Source organism: Brenneria tiliae, from assembly GCF_023347575.1.
GTDB lineage: Bacteria > Pseudomonadota > Gammaproteobacteria > Enterobacterales > Enterobacteriaceae > Brenneria > Brenneria corticis.
This window is the reverse complement of sequence record NZ_JAKPCB010000087.1, coordinates 57,912-79,919: the sequence shown is the minus strand read 5'-3', so window position 1 is coordinate 79,919 and position 22,008 is coordinate 57,912. Positions and strand designations below refer to the sequence as shown.

The window sequence follows — 22,008 nt, the reverse complement described above, 5'->3', positions numbered from 1 at the left end:
CAACGTCCCGCCGCCAGGGCGGGACCGGGACTACGGACATTATTCGGACTTAAGCGCCTGTTGCAGACTTTCCCTCGCCTGTTGCAACCCAAGTTTATTAGATACGTTGGCGCAGGCTTTAACAAAAGGCTCCAGGTCGATGGTGGCAATCGTCGCTCCGCTTTTCGCCATTTTATCCAGCACCGTATTACTCTCCTCGATGATCTTCTGGGACGCGTAGGCGCCGGCATTATAGGATTCTTCGTGGAGTATCTGCTGAAACTCGGCGGGAAGCTGGTCGAACCATTTACTGCCGACAACGATGGAGGTCATTAAATGGTAGTGGTCGGTCCTGGTGATATATTTAGCCACTTCATTGAGTTTGGAGCCATATAGCGCCGTTGGGTGCGCTTCCGCGGCATCGACAACGCCGGTCTGGATGGCGGAATAGACCTCTGACCAGGCCATCGGCGTCGGCGCTCCCCCCATGCAATTGATCATTTCAATCACAATAGGCGCGTCGGGCACCCTCACCCTGACGCCCCGCAGGTCCGCCGGCGTGGAGAAAGGCTTTTTGGTGATCATCATCCGCGCGCCCTGATACCAGTTGAACGAGAGGCTTACCAGACCCGACTTACTCTGCAAGCGAGATTCCCATTCCTTGAAAAGCGGCGTTGCGACAAGCTTTGAAGCCTCTTCATAGTTCGATAACAAGAAGGGAGCATTGAGTATCGCCAACTCGGGCACAAATTGCGCCAACCGGCCGCCGTCGGTCAACACGCCCACGTTGCTTCCAACCTGAGCCTGTTGAATCAACTCGCCGTCAGCCCCCAATTGACCGCTGGGAAACAACCTTACCCTCACCTGTTTATCGGTGCGTTGCTCGACGTTTTTCTTAAACTCCTTAAATCCGGCATAAATAGGGTCATCAGGAGCCAATGCGGTACTTAAATTAAATTCATATGTTTTGGCTGCCAGCGAGGAGAAGGTAAAGAGTGAAAGTAATGTTCCCAATACGATTGTTTTAAACATTCGCCCAGGGGACAAACGAATGATTTCATTTTTTACTCTTAAGGTATTTTTTAACATATTGTTCTATTCTCCAAAGGAAACGTAATGGATTTAAACAGACAATGTTGCTTCATCCCTGATTACCGCTCCCCGCCGGGTTATTAACTCAGCGTTTATTTATTTTCTGTAACGCCAGAGCGACGGACTTTTTGGCGCCATGGGTCTGCAATAACCGATAAGCCTCAGCGAGCTGTTGCATAAAAACGGGGTCGGCCGGCAAATCGTTGCCGAATACGTCGCGCAGGCTTAATAACGCCCGGACTCTGCCCTGCCCGTCCTCGCTCTGCGCCACCAGCCGCGCCAGTTTTTCCCGCAGCGGATCGCTGACGTCGATGGGTTGTCCCCGATCGTCCACGCCGCCGACGTAACGCATCCACCCCGCCACCCCTAACGCCAGCAGATCGAAAGACTCGCCTCTGGCCAGATGGACGCGAATGGAATCCAGCATGCGTTGCGGCAGCTTTAATGTTCCATCCATGGCGATTTGCCAGGTGCGGTGTTTCAGCCCGGTATTGCGATAGCGCTCCAGCAAGGATTCGGCGTAGGCCGCCAGATCGACATTCTCGACGCGCAGCGTGGTGGCCTGCTCATCCAGCATAAGCTGGCGCGCCGCCCGGACATAGTCGCTATCCTGCATACACTCATCAATGTACTGATAGCCGGCCAGATAGCCCAGGTAAGCCAGAAAGGAGTGGCTGCCGTTGAGCATTCGCAGCTTCATCTCTTCATAAGGCAGGACATCCGTCACCAGTTCGGCGCCGACCTTCTCCCACGCGGGACGTCCGGCGACGAAATTATCTTCAATGACCCATTGTCTGAAGGGTTCGCAGGCGATGCCCACCGGATCCTGAATCCCGCCGATAACCTGCGCGATCTTCTCCAGCGTCTCCGGCGTAACGGCGGGAACAATCCGATCGACCATGGTGGAAGGAAAGCTGACATTGTCCGCTATCCACGTTGCCAGGGCGGCATCCTGCGCCTGCGCCAGTGCGAGAACCACATTGCGGGTGACGCTGCCGTTATTCGGCATATTGTCGCAGGACATCACCGTAAACGGCTTGAGGGATTTTTCCCGCCGTAGCCGCAGCGCTTCAACGATCGCGCCGGGCGCGGAGCGGGGTTGCCGCGGGTGAGCCAGATCGTGCTGAATCAACGGGTGATTCGTATCAATGGATGCGCTTGACGGCAGGTAGCAATACCCTTTCTCCGTCACCGTCAGCGAGACAATGGCAATATCCGGCTGCGCCATCGCGGTCAGCACGCTATCAATCCCGTCCTCCTCGCCATGAAGAGCCTGACGCACCACCCCGACAATACGGCCATGCCAGTGGCTGCCGCTCATTTCGCACACCGAATAGAGTAAATCCTGTTGCCGCAGATCGGCAATTTGCCGCTCGCCGCCGATCAGGTTAACTTCGCAATACCCCCAGTCGCTGCCGTGCCCGGCGGCCAACTGGTCGGCGTAAACCGCCTGATGAGCCCGGTGGAAAGCGCCGAAACCAAGATGCACGATGCGGGTTTTCAGTAAATTGCGGTCATATTCAGGGATAATCGTTCCCTGGGACAGCCGGTGAAGATTGCTTGGTGAAAGATTCATCGAAAGAGTCTCATTTAAAATTTTGCCGAATATTGCCCATCGTCATTTGCTTATCTATTTCGCCAGTTGCAGCACCTCAGCCCATACGCCGTCGTCTACCGGGATCCCCTGGCGCAGATTCTCATGGCGGTTTTCAGCCGAGCGTTCTCCCGGATAAAGCACCTCCTTTTGCCCCTCGGCCGGCGCCGAGGTGTTGACATAATCCGCCACGCTATCCGCCATACGCTCGCTGAATTCGCGGCCGCCAAGCTGGGCCGGGTCGAAAACGATAAAAATCTGACTGGCGCCGGTACAGCTACCTTTTTCGACCTTATCGATGGCGTTCGTCGGATTACCGGCGGAAAGCAGCGCCGCCATCGCATCCAGCAGCACCGCCAGACCGGAGCCTTTCCAATATCCGGTGGGAAGAATGCGCATGGATTGTTCAATCGGACCGGGCTCATCCGTCAGATTGCCCGCATTGTCGTAACCGCCGGGGAAAGGCAGACGCTCACCTTTCAGGCGCGTCACCTGCAACTTGCCGTATGAGTATTGCGACATGGCCATATCCAGCACCAGCGGCCCTTTTTCGCGCGGCACCGCCATTACAAAGGGGTTATTACCCAGGCGGGTATCTTTAGCGCCCCATGCCGGCATACAGGATTCGGTATTGGTCCAGCAGATCGCCGCCAGCCCTTTTTCCGCGGTTTTCCATCCATAGGTGCCGCCCCGCATCCAGTGCGTGGTATTACGCAGCGCGACAATGCCAATAGCGTTTTTACGCGCTATCTCGGCGGCTTTATCAGCGGCAAACAGGGCGTTGGTTATGCCAATACCCTGATTACCATCGTAAATTTCAATAACCCTCAATGATTTGACCGGCGTCGGCTCGGCATCGATATCCACCCAGCCTCGGCGAACATAATCAACAAACCGGGGCACGCGATTCAAACCGTGTGAATAGATGCCGTCACAGCTGGATTCAGTGTGGATCTGCGCGCAGATTTCCGCTTTCCGTTCACTTAATCCGGCGTTGAGAAAGGCTTTTTTCACCGTCTCTTTCATGACATCAAAATTGACTCGTTGCATCGTCTTTATCTCATTCGATCTACAGGCTAATGGCGATATGTATGCCTGTTTCAATATGATGAAACTACAGATAACACTGTAATTCCCCAGTCACAGGCATCATCCGGGCCGATAAACTTACTTCTATTCTCCGGCTATTCTTTGCTGACGTTTACGCCGCGTCTTCCAGCTCGTCCAAATCACGATCTTTTACTTCAGGCATGCAGATGGCCGAGAACAACCCTATCAGTGAATAGACAATGACCATCACCGCAATCGGCCACCATGAGCCGGTGATATTGCAGAAAATACCGGCCAGGACGGGACCGAACCCAACGGCGACCAAACCGCCGGTCTCTTTGGAAATAGCCATTTGAGTGAAACGATTCCGCGCGCCGAAAATTTCCGCCATGGTGATATTTTCCAGCGCGAACAGGCCCAATACGGCGAAATTATGGATAACGATAATGCAGGTAATAATGATATTAACATCCGTATTTTTATCCACGATAATTGAGAGCATCGGGTACGCCAACAAAATCGCCGATATATTCAGAATGATATAAGGCGTACGACGGCCAATTTTATCAGAGAGCCAGCCCAGTAATGGAATGGTGATAAAGCCGATAATAGAGCTGATCATCAGTGCGTCGGTGGGAATATATTTATCGAATAACAGCGTCTGAACCAAATATCCCGCCAGGAATGTCTGAATCAGCCCCGAATTACCGGCTTGCCCGAAGCGCAATCCGGTTGCCAGCCAGAAGGATTTGCTGCTAAACATTTCCAGTAGGGATTTCTGTTCATTTTGCGCGCTAATAATATTTGATAATGAACCATCGTCGGCAGCCTCGTTATTCACTTTTTCAAACACCGGGCTCTCTTTCAGATTCAACCGCAGCCAGATGGCAAACAGCATCACCACGACGCTGGCCAGGAAAGGAATACGCCATCCCCACGCCAATAATTCTTCTCTGTCGAGGGCAAAAAACATAACGGCCCAAATCGCCGTCGCGCTGAGCGTCCCGCAGTTGGTGCCCATCGCCACCAGGGAGGAAATAATGCCGCGCTTACCCTTTGGCGCATATTCGGCCAGCATCGTCCCGGCACCGGATATCTCCGCGCCCGCGCCCAGTCCCTGAACGATACGCAATGTCACCAGCAGGATCGGCGCAAAAATACCGATCTGGGCGTAAGTGGGTAACACACCGATTAATGTGGTACAGATCCCCATCATGGTGATGGTAATAAACAGCACTTTCTTTCTGCCTACCGCATCCCCCATTCTGCCGAAGATAAAGGCGCCGACAATACGCGCCACATAGCCTGCGCCGTATGTTCCCATGGCCAGAATTAACGCCATGGCGGCCGACTGTTCAGGGAAAAATATTTCATGAAACACCAGCGCGGCGCCTAACGAGTACAACTGAAAATCCATAAATTCCAAAGCAGTGCCCAACCATCCGGATACGGCCGCTTTTACCAGGTCGGTCGTACTCCGCACAGGCTTATTCTGCCCGGCATCTATTTGTTTGTCGTTCATCTTTATACTCTCTACGGTTTGTAGTTATGCGCATAGCACAGCCGCACAATAACGTTAAATTGTGCGACACCTTGCCTAAGCCTTGGCAAATAAGACTTAGGACGATACAGAGGAAGATTATTATTAGAATAAAATTTCCGATGTTGTATGGATTAGTCGTTATCTCCTGTTAAATAAATCATATTGCCAGCAGGCACTGATAGTTATTAACCAGACTACTGGTTAAACTTCAGTAATACCTTGCAACAGCTTTTTTGATCCTTTTCGAATATATCAATCGCTTCCACCACCTGTTGATAATCAAATCGGTGGGTGATTAATTTTAACGGGTCGATCTTTTTCTTTTGCAGCCATTCAATAACCAGCGGAAATTTATTCGCATTGAGCCGCGAAGAGAAAATAGAGAGCTCTTTGCTGGTAATACCCTGTTGGGTTATCTGACAAGGGGCACTGGAAAAGCCCATAATCGCGATGCGGGCGGCGGGAGAGGCTATGGCTATCGCCTCTGATAAAATTGACGGATGACAGGCCGCATCAATAATCAATGTGGGTTTGATATTCAGCTTGTCCAGTTCATCTTTTAATGACAGTGAAGCGTTATTAATCACTTTATCCGCCCCGCAACGCTGCGCCATGGCTAAACGTTCGGGGATGCGATCGACGACGATAACCTCTTTTACCTGATAAACCCCTTTTAAAACCTGAACGGAGGTCAGCCCCATCGGCCCGGCGCCGTAAATCAGGGCAATATCCCGTTGCGTTGGTTTAACCTGGCCGGCGACATTGGCGGAGATGGTGAAAGGCTCCACCATTACCGCAAATTCATCCGCTATGTCGTCCGGAATAGGATACGCATTTTTAGCCGGCACCACGCCGTACTCGCTAAATCCGCCATCGCGATGCACGCCCAGCACCACCAAAGACGTACAGACGTTTGGTTTGCCGACGGAACAGGGGTAACAGTGTCCGCAGCTGACCACGGGATCGACAGATACTCTTTCACCGATACGCGAGATATCCACGCCTTCGCCGACGGCGTCAATGACGCCAAAAAACTCATGACCAATCACCCGCGGGTATTTGGCGAAAGGATTGTGGCCGCGATAAATATGGCTATCCGAGCCGCAAATTCCGGCCAACGCCACCTTAACCCTGACATCGCCCTTGGCCGGCCGAGGCAGGCCTCGTTCCTCGATCGCCAGCTCATTCGGCTGTTTTATCACCACGCTTTTCATAACAGGTTCCTTTACCAATTCCACAGTGTGCCGTCTTCCAGGCGCGCGACCGGCAGATAGGCGGGTTCATAGGGGTATTTGGCCGCCAGCTTTTCATCAAACTCGATGCCCAGTCCCGGTTTGTCGCCAGGGTGCATATAACCCTTGTCAAACACCCAGCTATGGGGGAACACTTCCAGCATTTGTTCGGAATAGCCCATATATTCCTGTACGCCGAAGTTGGGCACCCAGAGATCGAAATGCAGCGCCGCCGCCATGCAAATCGGCGACAGATCGGACGGGCCGTGCGAGCCGGTGCGCACCTGATATAAAGAAGCAAAGTCGGCGATGCGCCGCATACCGGTAATGCCGCCCGTATGGGTAATGGTGGTGCGGATATAGTCGATTAGCTGCTCTTCAATCAGCTGCTTGCAGTCCCAAATGCTGTTAAAGACTTCCCCGACGGCAATCGGCGTAACCGTATGCTGCCGAATCAGGCGGAAGCACTCCTGGTTTTCCGCGGGGGTGGGATCTTCCATCCAGAACAGGCGGTAATCTTCGATGCTTTTGCCGAAGCGCGCGGCCTCTATCGGCGTCAGGCGGTGGTGCATGTCGTGCAGCAGATGTTCCGCGAAGCCGAATTTGTCACGCACCGCCGCAAACAGTTTCGGGGTGAAATCGAGATATTTTTCCGTCGACCACAGCTGCTCTTCCGGCCAGTTGCCCTTGGTTGCCGGCTCATAGGCCAGGCCTTTGCCTTTCGCCATCCCGTAGGTGGTTTCCATGCCGGGCACGCCGCACTGCACGCGAATCGCTTTAAATCCCATATCGCGGTGTTTGGCGTAATCATCCAGCACTTCATCGATGGTACGGCCGGTGGTATGGCAATAAACCATCACCCCGGTGCGCGATGCGCCGCCCAGCAGCTGATAAAGCGGCATATTGGCCGCTTTGCCTTTGATATCCCACAGCGCCATATCCACGGCTGAAATGGCCGACATGGTCACCGGACCGCGACGCCAATAGGCGCCTTTATAAAAATACTGCCAGATATCTTCAATCTGTTGCGCATCACGCCCAATCAACTGCGGGCAAATATGATCCTGTAGATAAGAAGCGACCGACAGTTCACGCCCGTTAAGCGTCGCATCGCCGATACCGGTCACACCGCTGTCCGTGGTGATTTTCAAGGTGACGAAGTTACGCCCCGGGCAAGTCACAAATACTTCTGCGCTGACAATTTTCACTTTACCTATCCTTCTCTACTGATGATCGCTAACGCCCTCTGCGCCAACTACCATACAAGTATATAAAGAGAGATAAATTGAGTCACTTCACACTTATGTCATCGGAATAATAAATGGCGGACGATGGCGGGCTAACGAAAACGGACGCGCAAAGGCAGCGGCATTACCCGCTTGTTTACGATAAAAATGAGTTAATACATAAAGTTAATCGTTTGGCAATTTAAAAGAATCGTCGTGTTTTTCCAGAAAATCCACAAATAGACGCACCATCGGTATGTTGATGCTGCGTTTCAAGTAACTTACCGCAAAGGTTCTTTTCAGTTGCTCTTCCAGCGGAACGATGGCGATGTCATATCCCTCCAGGCTCTTGGCGACGGAAGAGCAAAGAAATACCACGCCGGACTGGTTCATCACCAGATCCATGATGATGTCGATATTGCTGCACTCGCGAAAATAGCTGGGATTGATGCCCAATTTGGTAAACGTCTCGGAGACCATCGCATGCTCGCCGGTCCCTTTCTGCGGCACAATCAATTTATTATTCGCCAACCGCGTCAGGTTTAACGCTGTGGATCCGGCTAACGGATGCGACGCGGCCATAACCACCACGATGTCATCCACCAGAAAAACCGAATGATTGAACAGCGGATCGTTCAGATACTCGTCAAAGGGCGTGGAGAAAGAAATATGAATCTCGGTATTGCGCACCTTTTCCAGTAAGTGGGTGCTCACACCATCAATAAAAGAGATTTCTATATTGGGATAGCTTTTCTGAAACAGGCTAAAAACGTTGTAGTAGTCCAGGCGGTTGAAAATCGGAATGACCCCCACCAGCAAGGCGCCCTCGGAGCTTTCCTCATAGCTGCTGACAAACTGCTCCAGCTCATAATGCTCTTTAATCAACGGGCGAATTTTCTCGGCGAAAATCCGGCCGAACGGCGTAAGGGAAAATTGCCGGGTAGTGCGGTTTATCAGCTTTCTCTGGGTTTCAAGCTCTAATCTGGCGATCTCCTGGGAGAGAAAAGCCTGCGATATATTCAGCGCCTTTGCCGCTTTGGTAAAACTCCCGACCCTGATGAGTTCCTGATAATAGATGACTCTTTTTATACTAATCATGCGCTATGAATTATTTATAATATATTAATATAACAATTATATTGATATGCAAAAAAACAAATGTGATGTAATGCACACTTACTTTCCCGCCCCCCTGATTAAATTAGCAATATAAAATAAATTTTATATCAATTACATATCGTTGATAACCGCTATCCGGCGATATGGTTTGCTTTGCATCCGCTTTGCGCTTGTCTGGCATTTCCGCCGCGACCAACTACAGGATTAGACCAAATCATGATCCACCCAAACGCTAAAAAAATATTGCTGACCGCCCTGATGGTCGGCGTCTCCTGCTTGAGCAATACGGCGGCCGCCGCCTCCGCTGCCCATGAGCTGACCGTTAATCCCGCCGCCGTCCCATCGGTAAAACTGATTTCCGATGTGGTGTTTTCCCAGGTTCCGAGCCGCGGCTTTCCCAACGTGGCGCTGAAAATGGATATCCTGCAGCCTGAAGCGAAAAAACCGCTGCCCGTGGTGTTGTATATTACCGGGGGCGGTTTTATTCATGCCAACAAAGACAACTACCTGCAACAGCGTCTCAAAATCGCCGAGGCCGGCTATGTGGTCGCCAGCATGGAATACCGCGTCGCCCCGGTGGTGCTTTTCCCCTCGCCGCTGGAAGATGTGAAATCCGCGATTCGCTATCTGCGCGCCAATGCCGAGAAGTTTGGCATCGACGGCGGGCGCGTCGCCGTGTTCGGCTCTTCCGCCGGCGGCTATCTGGCGGCGTTTGCCGGTACGACAAACGGCGACGCGCAGTTTGATAAAGGCGAAAACCTCGATCAAAGCAGCCAGGTCCAGGCGGTGATCGATTTCTACGGCTTGTCCGATCTTACGTTGGTCGGCGAAGGGCTGGCGGACAGCATTGTCCAAAAGCACACCTCCGCCTCGGCGACCGAAGCCATGTGGGTTAACGGGACCGCCGTATTCGATGAGGGCGGCGCCATCACCAGCAATCCGGACAGGGCGGCGGCGGCCAATCCGATTAACTACATCAGCAGCGCCACGCCGCCGTTCCTGATTATGCACGGCGCGGATGATGAGATTGTATCGCCACGGCAAACCGCGCGGCTACACCAGGCGCTGACCGAGAAAAACATCGCCTCCAGCTATTATATCGTCAAGGGGGCGGTACACGGCGGCCCGCATTGGCTGCAGCCGGATATCATGCAAATCACCATTCGTTTTCTCGATAAACATCTGAAACCCTGATAGCGAATTAACATCTTTGCAATATTTATTGTCGGCGTTAGCGCCATAAAGGCGCTAACGATTTTTAACGGGATAAATAAATTTCCGATCGTGGTCTCAATTTAGTGAAATAAACGCTTACCGATCACAAATCAATTACCTTATTGTTGAACCCATTAACAAACGCCAATACAAATAAAAATCATTCGCTAAAAAGTGATTCATTATGTTGCAGATGATTCAGCCCCTATCGAATTGAACAGTCGGGCGACTTATCTAAATAACAGCTATTTATAATAGATTGAGATGAGTTTTATATAGATATACAAAGAAATAAATGTGACTAAGAGCACAACTATACTCGTGGCCCTATGGTCAAATAAAAACAATAAAAAGAATATGGATTACGGGTAAGTAAGCTATCGGAACCGGAATATTTTAAGTCAAAAATTTACCTCTGATGCCAAATCGGTACCACTTTCCCCAATAGGTTTTTTGTCGCATGGCGCAGGATTGTCTCGTTTACCGTCAGGATGACGCGAATCCGCCAGAAGCCTATCACGACGATTTTTGATATCGGTACCGCTTTCAGAATGGCTGCAGTTTCAATGTGAAGGTTATGTTATGGAAGAATTCTCTCGTCGTCGTTTTATCGCTTACCTGGGAAGCGCTATTGTTGTAACCGGGAATTCCAGCCTGGCGCTGGCGCAGACCACGGATGAACCCGCGAAAACCGCCAAATCCACCGCCGTCAAATATGGTCTGCTGCACAATGAGCAACGCTGCATTGGCTGCAATGCCTGTATCGGCGCCTGTAAAACCACCAACAGCGTGCCGGACGGCGTCACCCGGCTGGAAATACTTAAAACCGTCGATCTCCCGGCCGAAGGGAAAACCCGGGCATTCAAGCAATATTTCCGCAAATCCTGTCAGCACTGCGAAAACCCGCCTTGCGTCTCCGTATGTCCGACCGGCGCTTCATTTAAAGATGCGTTAACCGGCATCGTCGACGTCAATGATAAACGCTGCGTCGGCTGCCGCTACTGCATCGCCGCCTGTCCGTATCATGTGCGTTTTATTAATCCGGTCAGCAAAACGGCGGACAAATGCAACTTTTGCCGGGAAACCAATCTGGCCGCCGGGAAACAGCCCGCCTGCGTTGAAGTATGCCCGACCAAAGCCCTGGTGTTCGGCGATCTGAACGACCCCGAAAGCGATATTTCGAAAATGATCAAGAGCAATGCGACCTATCGGTCAAAAGTTTATCTCGGCACCGAGCCGCAACTTTATCGCGTACCGGGCAGACGGGGAGAAGTAGACAATGCATAACGCCTTTTATTTTGATTCCCTGGTATGGGACTGGCCCATCGCCATTTATCTGCTGCTGGTGGGCATCTCCGCGGGAATGGTGTCGCTGTCGATTTTGATTAAATACTATGTGCCCGCCGAATATAACGGCGGCAACAACATTATAAAATCCACCGCGATCGTCGCCCCACTGGCCGTTATTATCGGTCTGCTGATTCTGATTTTTCACCTTACCCGTCCGCTGACATTCTGGTACCTGATGGTTTTCTACAGCCCCACCTCCATCATGTCGCTCGGGGTGATGTTATTTCAGGTCTACTTTGTGGTCATCGCCCTGTGGATTATCAACCTCTACCGCGAGCCTTTACTCCGCCTGATTGAAAGCAAAATCCGTCGTCCGGCGCTCACCGCGCTGGCGCAAAAGGTCACCGGCGCGATCGCCGGTAAAGCCGGCCTGATTGAAAAAACGCTGCTGGTGCTGGCCGTGCTGCTCGGCTGCTATACCGGTTTCCTGCTCTCCGCGCTGAAATCGTTCCCGCTGTTAAACAACCCGGTGTTACCGGTATTGTTCCTGGCGTCCGGCACCACCTCCGGCATTGCGGTGGCGATGCTGGCCAACGCCATCAGCCGTAGCGCCTCCGGCAATACCGCCACCATGCACTTTATTCATAAAATAGAAAATCCGGTTATCTATGCCGAAGTGTTTCTGCTGTTCGCCTTCTTTATCGGCCTTATTCTGGGCGGCGGGCAAAAAACGGTGGCGGCGCATACCGCGCTCACCGGCTTCTGGGGCGGCGTGTTCTGGATCGGCATCATCGGGCTGGGGATTGCCGTTCCGTTAATCGCCAGCTTTATGCGCAAAAACCGGGAGCCAGGCAGAGGCAGCCTCGCGGCGATGGCTGCGTTAAGCCTGCTGGGCGTTTTCCTGTTGCGCATGTTCGTGCTCTATGCCGGACAAATGACGGTGGCCTGAGGCGATGATGAATACATCATGGGTCCTATTCTGGATTGCATCCATCACTTTTTTTATGCAATCCCTGGATACCACCATGCTGTATATCGCCATTCCGGCCATCGCCGACTCCCTGCATCAACCGGTGTTGCGTATGGAAATGATCGTGATTTCCTACGTCATCACCGTGGTGGCTTTCACACCGGTCAATGGCTGGCTGTCTGAGCGTTTAGGCGAAAAGAAAACCTATCTGCTGGCTATCGGCATATTTACGCTGGGGTCGCTGCTGTGCGTAACGGCGAATTCCATTATCAGCCTGAGCGTCTTTCGTTTTATTCAGGGGATCGGCGGCGCGCTGATGCTGCCTATTATCAGAACCGTGATATTAAGAACCACGCCGCAGGCTATGAAACTGATATTTCTTAACCGCATTACCCTGCTCGGTTTATTGGGCACCATGATTGGCCCGGTATTAGGCAGTTTTCTGGTTAATCTGTTTTCATGGCGGGTTATTTTTATGGCCAATATTCCGCTATCTTTTATCTGTCTTTTTTTGGCGAAAAAACATATTCCCGACGAAGCGGTCAGCGTGGAGCGCCAGGCCGATCCTTACGGGCTGGTATTGCTGGTATTAATGCTTTTTCTGGCCGCGTTCACGCTCACGGCCATGCCTAAAAACATTATTCCCACGCCTGTCGCCATCCTGTTCTGTTTGTCCGCAACCGGTTTGGCGTTTCTTTATTTCAAACGGGATATCACCAAAAGAGAGACCCTGTTTCCCGCCGCGCTGTTTGAAATAAAAACCTTCTCCATCGGTATCTTCGGCGGAATATTAACCCGGGTGCTGCTGTCCTCCACGCCCGTGGTGCTCTCATTGATGTTGCAAACGACGCTGGACTGCAAACCGGTGGAAACCAGCATTATCCTGCTGCTGTTTTCCACCGGAGCCTTACTGTCGAAAGTACTTTTTGAGCCGATAATCAAACAGATAGGTTACCGCCGGCTGTTGATGGCGACTACCGGATTTACCTCGTTGTTTATTCTGGCCATGAGTTTCGCGGTGCAGGAAAAATCGATGATGCAAATCGGCATTATCGCCACCATCCTGGGTATATTAATATCGACGCTGCATTCCGCGGAAAATACCCTGGCATTCAGCAATCTGAGCAATTCCACCTATAATAGCGGCAATAATGTGCTGACCATAACGCAGCTAATTTCGGTAATGGTAAGTATGGCGCTCACCTTTCCGGCATTACGCTTTCTGTCCCAATTTGAAGTTATCTTTAATTTAAACAGCTTTAGCCTGCTGTTTTTATTACTCGGCATTGGATTACCCATTTGTTGCTTAATATTCAAGCATCTCAACGAAGATGACGGACATCACTTTATTCACGGGAGATAACAGAGAAAAAATTATTATTTTTTGCGGTAAATAACCAATGACTTTTATATAAAACCTAACCAAATGGAACCGTTGATATGAAAACATCACCAGGTGCGCTCTCTCTTTGCCTTTTTTTAACCATCGGCAGCGCCGTCGCACAAGATACAGGCAATTTTAAAGCCGGAACCTATTCCGCGGCAAAACCAGGGCTCGGCGGCGATGTCACCGTAACCATTGACGTTGACGATAAAGGGAAAATAACCAAATCCACCATTGACGCGCCGGATGAAACGCCGGAAGTCGGCGGCGAAGCGGCAAAAGAACTGGCCAAAGCGATGACGGAAAAACAGAGCATCGACGTTGACGGCGTATCCGGCGCCAGCATTACCAGCGGCGCGGTACTTGAAGCCGCCGAAGAGGCCTATTCACAAGCAAAAATCGGCAAATAACGAATCACTCCATTACCACGGCGTTTTAATGATTCCAAGGAAAACACCATGCAAAGATTCAGAAAAAATCTGCTCGCGGCCCTATGCATATCAGTAATGGGGCTGTCCGCCGCGCATGCGGAAAGCGCAAAACCGGTCATCCCCAAAAGCGCGGATGTGGTCATCATCGGCGCGGGGGCGGCGGGCACCGCGGCGACCATGGCCGCCGCGGAGAAAGGCGCCAAAATCGTCCTGCTGGAAAAACAGCCCATTGTCGGCGGCACCGGTAACTTCGCCGAAGGTATTTTCGCCGCCAACAGCGCCATGCAAAAACGTCAGGGCATTATCGTCACCCCGGATATGGCCTTCAAAACCATTATGGAATACAGCCACTGGCTGGCGAATCCGTTTGTGGTGCGGGCGTTCGTCAACCGCTCGGCGGATACCATCGAGTGGGTAAAATCCAAAGGCATCGAGTTTGAATATATCGGCCCCGGCGGCCCCGGCGGCATGCTGACCTGGCACGTTATCGACGGCCCCGGCCACGGACGCCATTTAATCAAGACTTTCCATGAGCAGTTCAAAAATATGGATGTCACCACCCTGGTCAAGGTCGCGGGTAAGGATCTGATCGTTAAAGACGGCAAAGTGACTGGCGTCACCGCCGAAGACAGCGAAGGCCATCAGTTCCAGATCGAGGCCAAAGCGGTCATCATCGCCACCGGCGGCTATGCCAACAACAAAGAGATGCTGCAGAAATACGCCGCCTTCCCGGACACCATCATGGTCGGCAACGTCGGTAAAGACGGCGACGGGATTAATATGGCCTGGAAAGCCGGCGCCAAACCGGACGGCATGGGCTTACTGCAGGCCTATCGCCCCGGCCTGCCCGACTATACGCCAAGCTCGCATCTGTTGGCCGCCGCCCGCCAGCCTTATCTGTGGGTCGACCAGCACGGACGCCGCTTCACCGACGAGTCCAACGTTATTGTCTGGCCGCACTCGGGGAATGCGTTATCGAAGGCCGGCGGCATCATGTATTCCATTTTCGACGAACAATCCCGCAAGCATTACGTCGAAGACGGCATTGATGTTCCCATTGGCGAATGGGTTATCGCCAATACCAAATTAACCAAGTTCGATAACGAGTTTAATAAAGAAAGCCAGAAAAACCGTGGTTTTGTCTTCCAGTCGAAAACCATCGACGGGCTGGCGAAAGCCATGGGCATGGATGCCGACGTATTGAAAGCGACCATCGAACAGAACAACGCGTTCGCCGCCCAGAAACGGGATGAAGTGTTTAACAAAAACATGGATTACCTGCGCCCGGTAAAAACCGGCCCGTTCTATGCGGTCAGAATGCAACCGGCCGCACTGGGCACGCTGGGCGGGGTTAAAATCGATGAAAAAATGCAGGCCATCGATAAAACCGGCGCGGCGATCCCCGGGTTATACGTCACGGGCAACGACGCCGCGGGCATGTACGGCGACACCTATGATTTGCTGCTGGGCGGCGGAACCTTCGGCTTTGCGCTGAATTCAGGCCGTATCGCGGCGGAAAATGCGCTCGACTATATCCACTTCAGCAAGAAGTAACCGGCGTTAAATCGCGGACCGGTATGGCGCTCCCCAGGCATGGGCGCGCCATACCGGCTCCCCGGCGATTTGCCGCTATCCGGCTTTGCGAAACGTCAGGTTAAAACGATACTCCCCCGGCAGGCATGCCGGCACCGGTCCGCCCTTCAGCGGCGAAATGCCGTGATAACGCAGCCTCGATTCCCCGCCCCACACCACCACATCGCCGTGCGTCAGCGGCAAACGCCGTACCCGATCGCCGCGCGTCATGCCGCCAAACAGAAACACCGCGCTTAACCCCAGAGAGAAAGAGACGATGGGCTGCCGATAGTCATGTTCGTCCTTATCCTGATGCAGCGATAAGCGGGCGCCCACCGCGTAGCGGTTGATCAGGCAGGCATCCGCTTCAAAATCGGCAAAACCGGCCTCGCGGGCGGCGTTTTGCGCCAGTTGCGCAAATATTTCCGGCATCAGCGGCCAGCGCTGCCCGCTGAGCGGATCGACGGCAGAGTAACGATACCCCGAGTTATCGGTTACCCAGCCAAGCGGTCCGCAGTTGGTCATGGCGACCGACATGGTATAGCCGCCCGGCGTCACCATATGGCGGAAAGGCGCCCGCCCGGCAACCGCGTTAACCGCCGCCATCAGGTCCGCGGCCTGCCGATAAACAAATCCCCGCAGGATAACCGCGCCGGGCGCCAGCGATTCCGTCCAGCGTCTCGGCTCTTCCTGCTCAAATAAATCAAGATTCATGACGCGCCGGCTCCCCCGCGGCTTTTGCCAGGGCTTCTTTGCTCAATAGCGCGCTCTTGCGCGCCACTCCCCAGCGGTAGCCCGACAACGAACCGTCGTGGCGCACCACCCGATGACAGGGGATCGCCACCGCCAGCCGGTTCGCCGCACAGGCCCCCGCCACCGCCCGCACCGCGGCGGGAGAACCGATCCTGGCGGCAATATCGCTATAGCTGGCGGTTTCCCCGACCGGAATATCGCGCAGCGCCTGCCACACCCGCTGCTGGAAGGCCGTTCCCCGAATATCCAGCGGCAACGCCAGTCCGATTTCCGGCGCGTCGACAAAGCCGACGACCTGCGCCACCCGTCGTTCAAACGCCGCATCCCCGCCCACCAGCTGCGCGTTGGCGAACATCTCCTGCAACTCATCGACCAGTTGCTGAGGATCTTCGCCTAACAGGATGGCGCAAATCCCCCGTTCGCTTTCCGCCACCAGAATATCTCCCAGCGAACAGGCGCCAACGGCAAAATATATCGTCATGCCCCGTCCTTTATGTTGAAAGGTTTTCGGCGTCATGCCCAACTGCGCATCGCTGGCGGCGTAGAAACGCCCGGCGGCGCTATAGCCGTTATCCAAGATCACGGCGGTAACGGCGTCATTTTTCGCCAGTTGTCGGCGCACCTGCCGTTGGCGATGTGCGCCGGCATACTGCCTGGGCGTAACGCCGGTTATCGCCTTGAACAAACGGTGAAAATGGAAGGGACTCAGCCCTACCGCCTGCGCCAGCGCACGCAGCGCCGGGGGCTTCGCGGTTTGCTCGATCATCCGGCAGGCGCGGGTAATCTGTTCCGTCTGCTGCGCCTCCCGCGATAGCCTGCCCTGACGGCAACGCTTGCAGGGGCGGAATCCCGCCGCCTGCGCCTCGTCGGCGGAGGCGAAAAACAGCACATTCTCACGCCTCGGCCGGCGTGATGCGCAGGATGGGGAACAATACACGCCGGTGGTTTTCACCGCATAAATAAAGTCGCCATCCGCCGCTTTATCACGCGTAAGTACCGCCTGCCAGCGCGCATCGTCATCCTGATGTTTATCGCCGGATTTCATTTTTCACCTCCCGCGTAATTAGAGTAGCAAAACCTGTTTAACGGCCGGCAACCACCATAAGATGAAAAAACATCGCCGACAGGCCCGAATCTTGCTTTTTAATTCCGCCCTCCCGCCCGATGCCGCATATAACATAGCCGATCGCCATACAATCGCTTATGCTCGGTTTTCTGACGCTTAATTTTATCACCGGGCGGGTATTATGACATTCGAGCAGCAGTGGAATTTTGACCGTCAGGCCAGGGAACATCTCGGCGCGATTAATGATCGATGGGCCGATCTGATAGCGCAAATCGGCGACTGCCGTCATCAAACGTCGCCGCACCGGGAACCCTATGAGGCGTTGATTCGCGCCGTGGCCTACCAGCAGCTCACCGCCAGAGCCGGCGATGCGATGATAGCCAGGCTGCTGCGACTGCACCAGGGCGCAGAACAAGCCTTTCCCAGCGCGGCGCAAATAGCCGGCTGTTCCAGCGAAACGCTGAGACAGTGCGGCTTTTCCGCCCGGAAAGCCGAAACGCTGCGCGCCATTGCTCAGGGCGCGCTTAGCGGAACGGTGCCTACCCTGGAACAGGCGCTGACAATGGATGACGAAACCCTTATCGAACGGCTTTGCGCGCTAAAAGGCATCGGCCGCTGGACGGTAGAAATGTTTCTGATTTACTCCCTTGAACGCGCCGACGTTATGCCGCTGGACGATCTGGGGATTAAGCAAGGGATGCGCTATGTTTACCGGCTGCGGGAAACGCCGACCCGGCGGGCGCTGCATGAACTGAGCCATTCCTGCCGGCCCTACCGTACCGTCGCCTCGTGGTATTTATGGCGCGCTCCGTCGCTGCCGGCGTATCAGGAATTTAAAGCGACGTGGCGGCAGAAACGCTGACGCCGCGGCTTGCGGCCGTACATCCGCCGGCGCGCGAGCGTCAGCGCAGGCGAGAATGCGCCGACATGCGGCAGGCATGGATAGCGCGCCGGCGAATAATGCGCCCGCGCAGAATATCGTAGCACCAGTTGTATGCCAGGGTATAAGGCAGGAAAAATAGGAAAAAACCGATCTCCACCATCAGCGCCTGCCACAGCGTAATATTCAGCATCCACGCCGCCAGCGGCAGGCCGATAAAAATAAATCCGCCCTCAAATCCCAGCGCATGGGCCATCCGCAGCGGCAGGCGCCGTTTAACCCGGCCGGCGGGCCAAAGCCCGTCAAATACCGCGTTATAAATCATGTTCCAGATCATCGCCACGCTGGATAACAAAATCGCCAGCGCCCCAATATCAAATAGCGGCTTATTCAGCACCCAGGCCCCGACGGGCGCGCAAATCAGCAGGGCGATAATTTCAAATCCCAGCGCATGAAAAATGCGTTCGCGCAGCGTTTTCTTTTGCATGGCGCATTCATTTTTTATCTTCATTCGTAACGACCTCTCTTAATCGTTTATTCCTCTCTTGTGGCTGAATCCGGCCATTTTCATCGTATTAACTGATAGAATAAAATTAGAATCCATCGATAAAAGCGATAGAGCGAGATATGCGCTATTCCCCAGAATCCTTGCTGGCCTTTATCGCCGCCGTCAATACCGGTTCATTTTCGGCGGCGGCGCGGCATCTGCATAAAAGCCAGTCCACCGTCAGTACCGCCATCGCCAATCTGGAAGCGGATTTGGGGCTGACGCTGTTCGACCGCGCCAAGCATCAACCCGCATTAACGCCGGCGGGCAAAAAAATACTGGCCTACGTGCAGGCAATCCTTGCCGCCAGCGACGCGCTGGATGAACTGGCGATCCGCCTGGCCGACAATATTGAACCCCGGCTGACCTTTGTACTGTCCGATACCTGGAAAACCATGCATTACGAACCGGTGCTGCAACGCTTCGCACGGCGCTTTCCCGATATTGAGTTTGAATGCCTGATTGCCGAAGATGACGATGTAATTGATTTGCTGCAATCCCAGCGCGCGCACGTCGGGCTGGTGCGGGCGCAACCCGCTTATCCGCCGGACATCGCGGTTTCCCGATCGCAGATAAAAACAGAAATGGCGATATTCGTTGCGGCCACCCACCCGCTGGCGGCCGAAAAAAACGTCACCCGCAGCCAGCTTGCCACCGTACGCCAGCTTTATCTCAACACCTATAAACGCGGCGATAGGCTACAGGCTGAGGGCGCCGTCTGGTCGGCGCCCTCCTATCTTATGCTGCTGGAAATGGCGGAACAGGGTTTCGGCTGGAGCATTCTGCCGCGCTGGCTGGTTTCACAGTTCGGCCACCGGCTTTTAGTCGAGCTGCCCGTCGCCGGCTGGCCGCATCTGATTGAAGTGGATATCGCCTGGTCTAAACCCCATCCGCCCGGCCCGGCAGGCTTATGGATGATTGATAACCTGCTGGCTCAGCAGGACAGGGCCGCTATTTAACCGGCAAAATCACCCCCGTGAAATAATAAAGCGCCACGCTGCAATGGCGATTCCGCCGCGTTTCGCTTATATTATTTTGCGCTCAGGCAATAGATTTAAAAAATTAACCGCGCGCATTAAGGCGTTATTTTGCTTAAACCCCCATTAAATTAATTAAGTAATTTAAATAAATTACTTAACCCACCTAATTTCACTAATTAAAGCTATTTCATTACAATGATTTTACTTTTCCCATGAGGTTGTAAATAAAAAGTATTTTCCCAATTTTCTTGCCAATTATGTGATGCAGCAAAGTGGTTCTACCCGGCGTAAAACCATACTATTATAGGGATTATTTCTTTTGCATTTGTGCCCGATGCGTATGCAGCCAGTCAAGCCTTATGCAAATCATGCAGGATATAAACCCACTAATAATGCAAACGCAAGTGAGAAAAAAATGTCGACTAAACCCTTTTATTACCAAGATCCTTTTCCACTAAGTAAGGATGGCACCGAATATCGCCTTCTTAGCAGCGACTTCGTTTCCGTTACGCAGTTTGAAGGCCAGGACATCCTGAAAATCGAACCGGAAGCGCTGACCCTTCTCGCCCAGCAAGCCTTCCATGACGCCTCCTTCTTTCTTCGCCCTTCTCATCAGCAGCAGGTCGCCAGCATTCTTCACGACCCGGATGCCAGCGAGAACGATAAATACGTGGCGCTGCAATTTCTGCGCAACTCTGAAATTGCCGCCAAAGGCATTCTGCCGACCTGTCAGGATACCGGCACGGCGATTATCGTCGGCAAGAAAGGGCAGCGGGTGTGGACCGGCGCCAATGATGCCGCCGCGCTGTCCCACGGCGTTTACAACACATTTACCGAAGATAACCTGCGCTACTCGCAGAATGCCGCGCTGGATATGTACAAAGAGGTCAATACCGGCACCAATCTGCCGGCGCAGATCGATCTCTACAGCACCGAGGGCGAAGAGTATAAATTCCTGTTCGTCAGCAAAGGCGGCGGTTCCGCCAACAAAACCTATCTGTATCAGGAAACCAAGGCGCTACTGAACCCTGAGAAATTGAAATCCTTTTTGCTGGATAAAATGCGCTCGCTGGGTACGGCCGCCTGTCCGCCGTACCATATCGCCTTTGTCGTCGGCGGCACCTCAGCCGAAACCACGCTGAAAACCGTGAAGCTGGCGTCGACCAAATATTATGATGAATTGCCGACCGAAGGTAATGAACACGGTCAGGCATTCCGCGATATCGCCCTCGAGCAGGAACTGCTGCAAGCCGCGCGCGATTTCGGTCTGGGCGCGCAGTTCGGCGGTAAATATTTCGCCCACGATGTGCGCGTTATCCGCCTGCCGCGTCACGGCGCGTCCTGCCCGGTCGGGATGGGCGTCTCCTGCTCGGCCGACCGCAATATCAAGGGGAAAATCAACCGCAAAGGGGTTTGGCTGGAGCAGCTCGAACACAATCCGGGTAAATATATCCCTGAAGAGCTGCGTCAGGCTGGCGAAGGCGACGCGGTCAAGATCGACCTTAACCGCCCGATGCCGGAAATCCTGAAAGAACTGTCGCAGTATCCGGTGTCTACTCGGCTTTCCCTCACCGGCACCATCATCGTCGGCCGCGACATTGCCCATGCCAAACTGAAAGAGCGTCTGGATAACGGCGAAGGCCTGCCGCAGTACGTTAAGGATCACCCAATCTACTACGCCGGTCCGGCGAAAACCCCCGCCGGTTACGCTTCCGGTTCATTAGGCCCGACAACGGCCGGACGCATGGACTCCTACGTGGACCTGCTGCAAGCCAACGGCGGCAGCATGATCATGCTGGCGAAAGGCAACCGCAGCCAGCAGGTGACCGATGCCTGCCACAAACACGGCGGTTTCTATCTCGGCAGTATCGGCGGCCCGGCGGCCATTCTGGCGCAGAACAGCATCAAGAGCCTGACCTGCGTGGAATATCCGGAACTGGGTATGGAAGCCATCTGGAAGATTGAAGTGGAAGACTTCCCGGCCTTTATTCTGGTTGATGATAAAGGCAACGATTTCTACCAGATAATCCAGTCCTCCCAATGCGCAAAATGTAGTTAAACGCCCATTACCCCGGCAAATCACGC

19 protein-coding genes are annotated in these 22,008 nt (G+C 53.5%); 9 read left to right on the top strand and 10 right to left on the bottom strand.

Annotated features, from left to right (window positions below; all coding sequences use genetic code 11):
* Nucleotides 1–39 precede the first annotated feature (39 nt).
* The 7 genes from MFP24_RS03100 to MFP24_RS03070 all read right to left on the bottom strand — a co-directional run bounded on the left by MFP24_RS03100 (nucleotide 40) and on the right by MFP24_RS03070 (nucleotide 8,814).
* Complete coding sequence (locus MFP24_RS03100; RefSeq protein WP_249229083.1) at nucleotides 40–1,068, bottom strand: C4-dicarboxylate TRAP transporter substrate-binding protein; 1,029 nt, start codon at nucleotides 1,066–1,068, stop codon at nucleotides 40–42.
* 88 nt (nucleotides 1,069–1,156) lie between these two features.
* The gene (locus tag MFP24_RS03095) at nucleotides 1,157–2,647 is read right to left on the bottom strand and encodes a mannitol dehydrogenase family protein (RefSeq protein ID WP_249229084.1); all 1,491 of its coding nucleotides are present in this window, start codon (nucleotides 2,645–2,647) and stop codon (nucleotides 1,157–1,159) included.
* A gap of 54 nt (nucleotides 2,648–2,701) precedes the next feature.
* Nucleotides 2,702–3,715: a 3-dehydro-L-gulonate 2-dehydrogenase gene (yiaK, locus tag MFP24_RS03090; RefSeq protein ID WP_249229085.1), complete on the bottom strand. Its 1,014-nt coding sequence runs from the start codon at nucleotides 3,713–3,715 to the stop codon at nucleotides 2,702–2,704.
* A gap of 151 nt (nucleotides 3,716–3,866) precedes the next feature.
* Nucleotides 3,867–5,237: an MFS transporter gene (locus tag MFP24_RS03085; protein WP_249229086.1), complete on the bottom strand. Its 1,371-nt coding sequence runs from the start codon at nucleotides 5,235–5,237 to the stop codon at nucleotides 3,867–3,869.
* A 215-nt stretch (nucleotides 5,238–5,452) separates the two neighbouring features.
* Nucleotides 5,453–6,472: a Zn-dependent oxidoreductase gene (locus MFP24_RS03080; RefSeq protein WP_249229087.1), complete on the bottom strand. Its 1,020-nt coding sequence runs from the start codon at nucleotides 6,470–6,472 to the stop codon at nucleotides 5,453–5,455.
* Nucleotides 6,473–6,483: 11 nt separating this feature from the next.
* Nucleotides 6,484–7,698, bottom strand: coding sequence for a D-mannonate dehydratase ManD (gene manD / locus MFP24_RS03075; protein ID WP_136167038.1), 1,215 nt, complete (start codon nucleotides 7,696–7,698; stop codon nucleotides 6,484–6,486).
* Nucleotides 7,699–7,902: 204 nt separating this feature from the next.
* Nucleotides 7,903–8,814: a LysR family transcriptional regulator gene (locus MFP24_RS03070; RefSeq protein ID WP_249229088.1), complete on the bottom strand. Its 912-nt coding sequence runs from the start codon at nucleotides 8,812–8,814 to the stop codon at nucleotides 7,903–7,905.
* Between the two features lie 237 nt (nucleotides 8,815–9,051).
* Here MFP24_RS03070 and MFP24_RS03065 point away from each other — a divergent pair, with 237 nt between their 5' ends.
* The 6 genes from MFP24_RS03065 to MFP24_RS03040 all read left to right on the top strand — a co-directional run bounded on the left by MFP24_RS03065 (nucleotide 9,052) and on the right by MFP24_RS03040 (nucleotide 15,679).
* Nucleotides 9,052–10,029: an alpha/beta hydrolase gene (locus MFP24_RS03065; protein WP_249229089.1), complete on the top strand. Its 978-nt coding sequence runs from the start codon at nucleotides 9,052–9,054 to the stop codon at nucleotides 10,027–10,029.
* Nucleotides 10,030–10,632: 603 nt separating this feature from the next.
* Complete coding sequence (locus MFP24_RS03060; RefSeq protein WP_249229090.1) at nucleotides 10,633–11,337, top strand: 4Fe-4S dicluster domain-containing protein; 705 nt, start codon at nucleotides 10,633–10,635, stop codon at nucleotides 11,335–11,337.
* A complete protein-coding gene (gene nrfD, locus MFP24_RS03055; protein WP_249229091.1) occupies nucleotides 11,330–12,289 on the top strand; it encodes a cytochrome c nitrite reductase subunit NrfD in 960 nt (319 codons plus the stop codon). Before MFP24_RS03060 ends, nrfD begins: the two co-directional genes overlap by 8 nt.
* A 7-nt stretch (nucleotides 12,290–12,296) precedes the next feature.
* A complete protein-coding gene (locus MFP24_RS03050) occupies nucleotides 12,297–13,673 on the top strand; it encodes an MFS transporter (protein ID WP_249229092.1) in 1,377 nt (458 codons plus the stop codon).
* A 77-nt stretch (nucleotides 13,674–13,750) separates the two neighbouring features.
* On the top strand, nucleotides 13,751–14,104 hold the full coding sequence (locus tag MFP24_RS03045) for an FMN-binding protein (protein ID WP_249229093.1): 354 nt from the start codon (nucleotides 13,751–13,753) through the stop codon (nucleotides 14,102–14,104).
* Between the two features lie 48 nt (nucleotides 14,105–14,152).
* A complete protein-coding gene (locus MFP24_RS03040) occupies nucleotides 14,153–15,679 on the top strand; it encodes an FAD-dependent oxidoreductase (protein ID WP_249229094.1) in 1,527 nt (508 codons plus the stop codon).
* A gap of 75 nt (nucleotides 15,680–15,754) precedes the next feature.
* Here the strand turns inward: MFP24_RS03040 and alkB are convergent, their stop codons facing one another.
* Nucleotides 15,755–16,411 carry a DNA oxidative demethylase AlkB gene (alkB, locus tag MFP24_RS03035; RefSeq protein ID WP_249229095.1) on the bottom strand — a complete coding sequence of 219 codons (657 nt, stop codon included), beginning with the start codon at nucleotides 16,409–16,411 and terminating at the stop codon, nucleotides 15,755–15,757.
* Nucleotides 16,401–17,495, bottom strand: coding sequence for a bifunctional DNA-binding transcriptional regulator/O6-methylguanine-DNA methyltransferase Ada (ada, locus tag MFP24_RS03030; protein WP_249229096.1), 1,095 nt, complete (start codon nucleotides 17,493–17,495; stop codon nucleotides 16,401–16,403). Before ada ends, alkB begins: the two co-directional genes overlap by 11 nt.
* A gap of 202 nt (nucleotides 17,496–17,697) precedes the next feature.
* Between ada and MFP24_RS03025 the strand changes: the two genes are divergently transcribed.
* On the top strand, nucleotides 17,698–18,378 hold the full coding sequence (locus tag MFP24_RS03025; RefSeq protein WP_249229097.1) for a DNA-3-methyladenine glycosylase family protein: 681 nt from the start codon (nucleotides 17,698–17,700) through the stop codon (nucleotides 18,376–18,378).
* Nucleotides 18,379–18,418: 40 nt separating this feature from the next.
* Here MFP24_RS03025 and MFP24_RS03020 read toward each other — a convergent pair whose 3' ends face one another.
* Nucleotides 18,419–18,883, bottom strand: a complete 465-nt coding sequence (locus tag MFP24_RS03020; RefSeq protein ID WP_249229098.1) for a multidrug/biocide efflux PACE transporter — start codon at nucleotides 18,881–18,883, stop codon at nucleotides 18,419–18,421.
* A 140-nt stretch (nucleotides 18,884–19,023) separates the two neighbouring features.
* Between MFP24_RS03020 and MFP24_RS03015 the strand changes: the two genes are divergently transcribed.
* A complete protein-coding gene (locus tag MFP24_RS03015; protein ID WP_249229099.1) occupies nucleotides 19,024–19,902 on the top strand; it encodes a LysR family transcriptional regulator in 879 nt (292 codons plus the stop codon).
* 436 nt (nucleotides 19,903–20,338) lie between these two features.
* Complete coding sequence (fumA, locus tag MFP24_RS03010) at nucleotides 20,339–21,982, top strand: class I fumarate hydratase FumA (protein ID WP_249229100.1); 1,644 nt, start codon at nucleotides 20,339–20,341, stop codon at nucleotides 21,980–21,982.
* Nucleotides 21,983–22,008: the final 26 nt, after the last annotated feature.

Bases quoted from the DNA above. Each gene is read 5' to 3' on its own strand.
- MFP24_RS03100 (WP_249229083.1), bottom strand. From the start codon at position 1,068: ATGTTAAAAAATACCTTAAGAGTAAAAAATGAAATCATTCGTTTGTCC.
- MFP24_RS03095 (WP_249229084.1), bottom strand. From the start codon at position 2,647: ATGAATCTTTCACCAAGCAATCTTCACCGGCTGTCCCAGGGAACGATT.
- yiaK (WP_249229085.1), bottom strand. From the start codon at position 3,715: ATGCAACGAGTCAATTTTGATGTCATGAAAGAGACGGTGAAAAAAGCC.
- MFP24_RS03085 (WP_249229086.1), bottom strand. From the start codon at position 5,237: ATGAACGACAAACAAATAGATGCCGGGCAGAATAAGCCTGTGCGGAGT.
- MFP24_RS03080 (WP_249229087.1), bottom strand. From the start codon at position 6,472: ATGAAAAGCGTGGTGATAAAACAGCCGAATGAGCTGGCGATCGAGGAA.
- MFP24_RS03070 (WP_249229088.1), bottom strand. From the start codon at position 8,814: ATGATTAGTATAAAAAGAGTCATCTATTATCAGGAACTCATCAGGGTC.
- MFP24_RS03065 (WP_249229089.1), top strand. From the start codon at position 9,052: ATGATCCACCCAAACGCTAAAAAAATATTGCTGACCGCCCTGATGGTC.
- MFP24_RS03060 (WP_249229090.1), top strand. From the start codon at position 10,633: ATGGAAGAATTCTCTCGTCGTCGTTTTATCGCTTACCTGGGAAGCGCT.
- nrfD (WP_249229091.1), top strand. From the start codon at position 11,330: ATGCATAACGCCTTTTATTTTGATTCCCTGGTATGGGACTGGCCCATC.
- MFP24_RS03050 (WP_249229092.1), top strand. From the start codon at position 12,297: ATGAATACATCATGGGTCCTATTCTGGATTGCATCCATCACTTTTTTT.
- MFP24_RS03045 (WP_249229093.1), top strand. From the start codon at position 13,751: ATGAAAACATCACCAGGTGCGCTCTCTCTTTGCCTTTTTTTAACCATC.
- MFP24_RS03040 (WP_249229094.1), top strand. From the start codon at position 14,153: ATGCAAAGATTCAGAAAAAATCTGCTCGCGGCCCTATGCATATCAGTA.
- alkB (WP_249229095.1), bottom strand. From the start codon at position 16,411: ATGAATCTTGATTTATTTGAGCAGGAAGAGCCGAGACGCTGGACGGAA.
- ada (WP_249229096.1), bottom strand. From the start codon at position 17,495: ATGAAATCCGGCGATAAACATCAGGATGACGATGCGCGCTGGCAGGCG.
- MFP24_RS03025 (WP_249229097.1), top strand. From the start codon at position 17,698: ATGACATTCGAGCAGCAGTGGAATTTTGACCGTCAGGCCAGGGAACAT.
- MFP24_RS03020 (WP_249229098.1), bottom strand. From the start codon at position 18,883: ATGCAAAAGAAAACGCTGCGCGAACGCATTTTTCATGCGCTGGGATTT.
- MFP24_RS03015 (WP_249229099.1), top strand. From the start codon at position 19,024: ATGCGCTATTCCCCAGAATCCTTGCTGGCCTTTATCGCCGCCGTCAAT.
- fumA (WP_249229100.1), top strand. From the start codon at position 20,339: ATGTCGACTAAACCCTTTTATTACCAAGATCCTTTTCCACTAAGTAAG.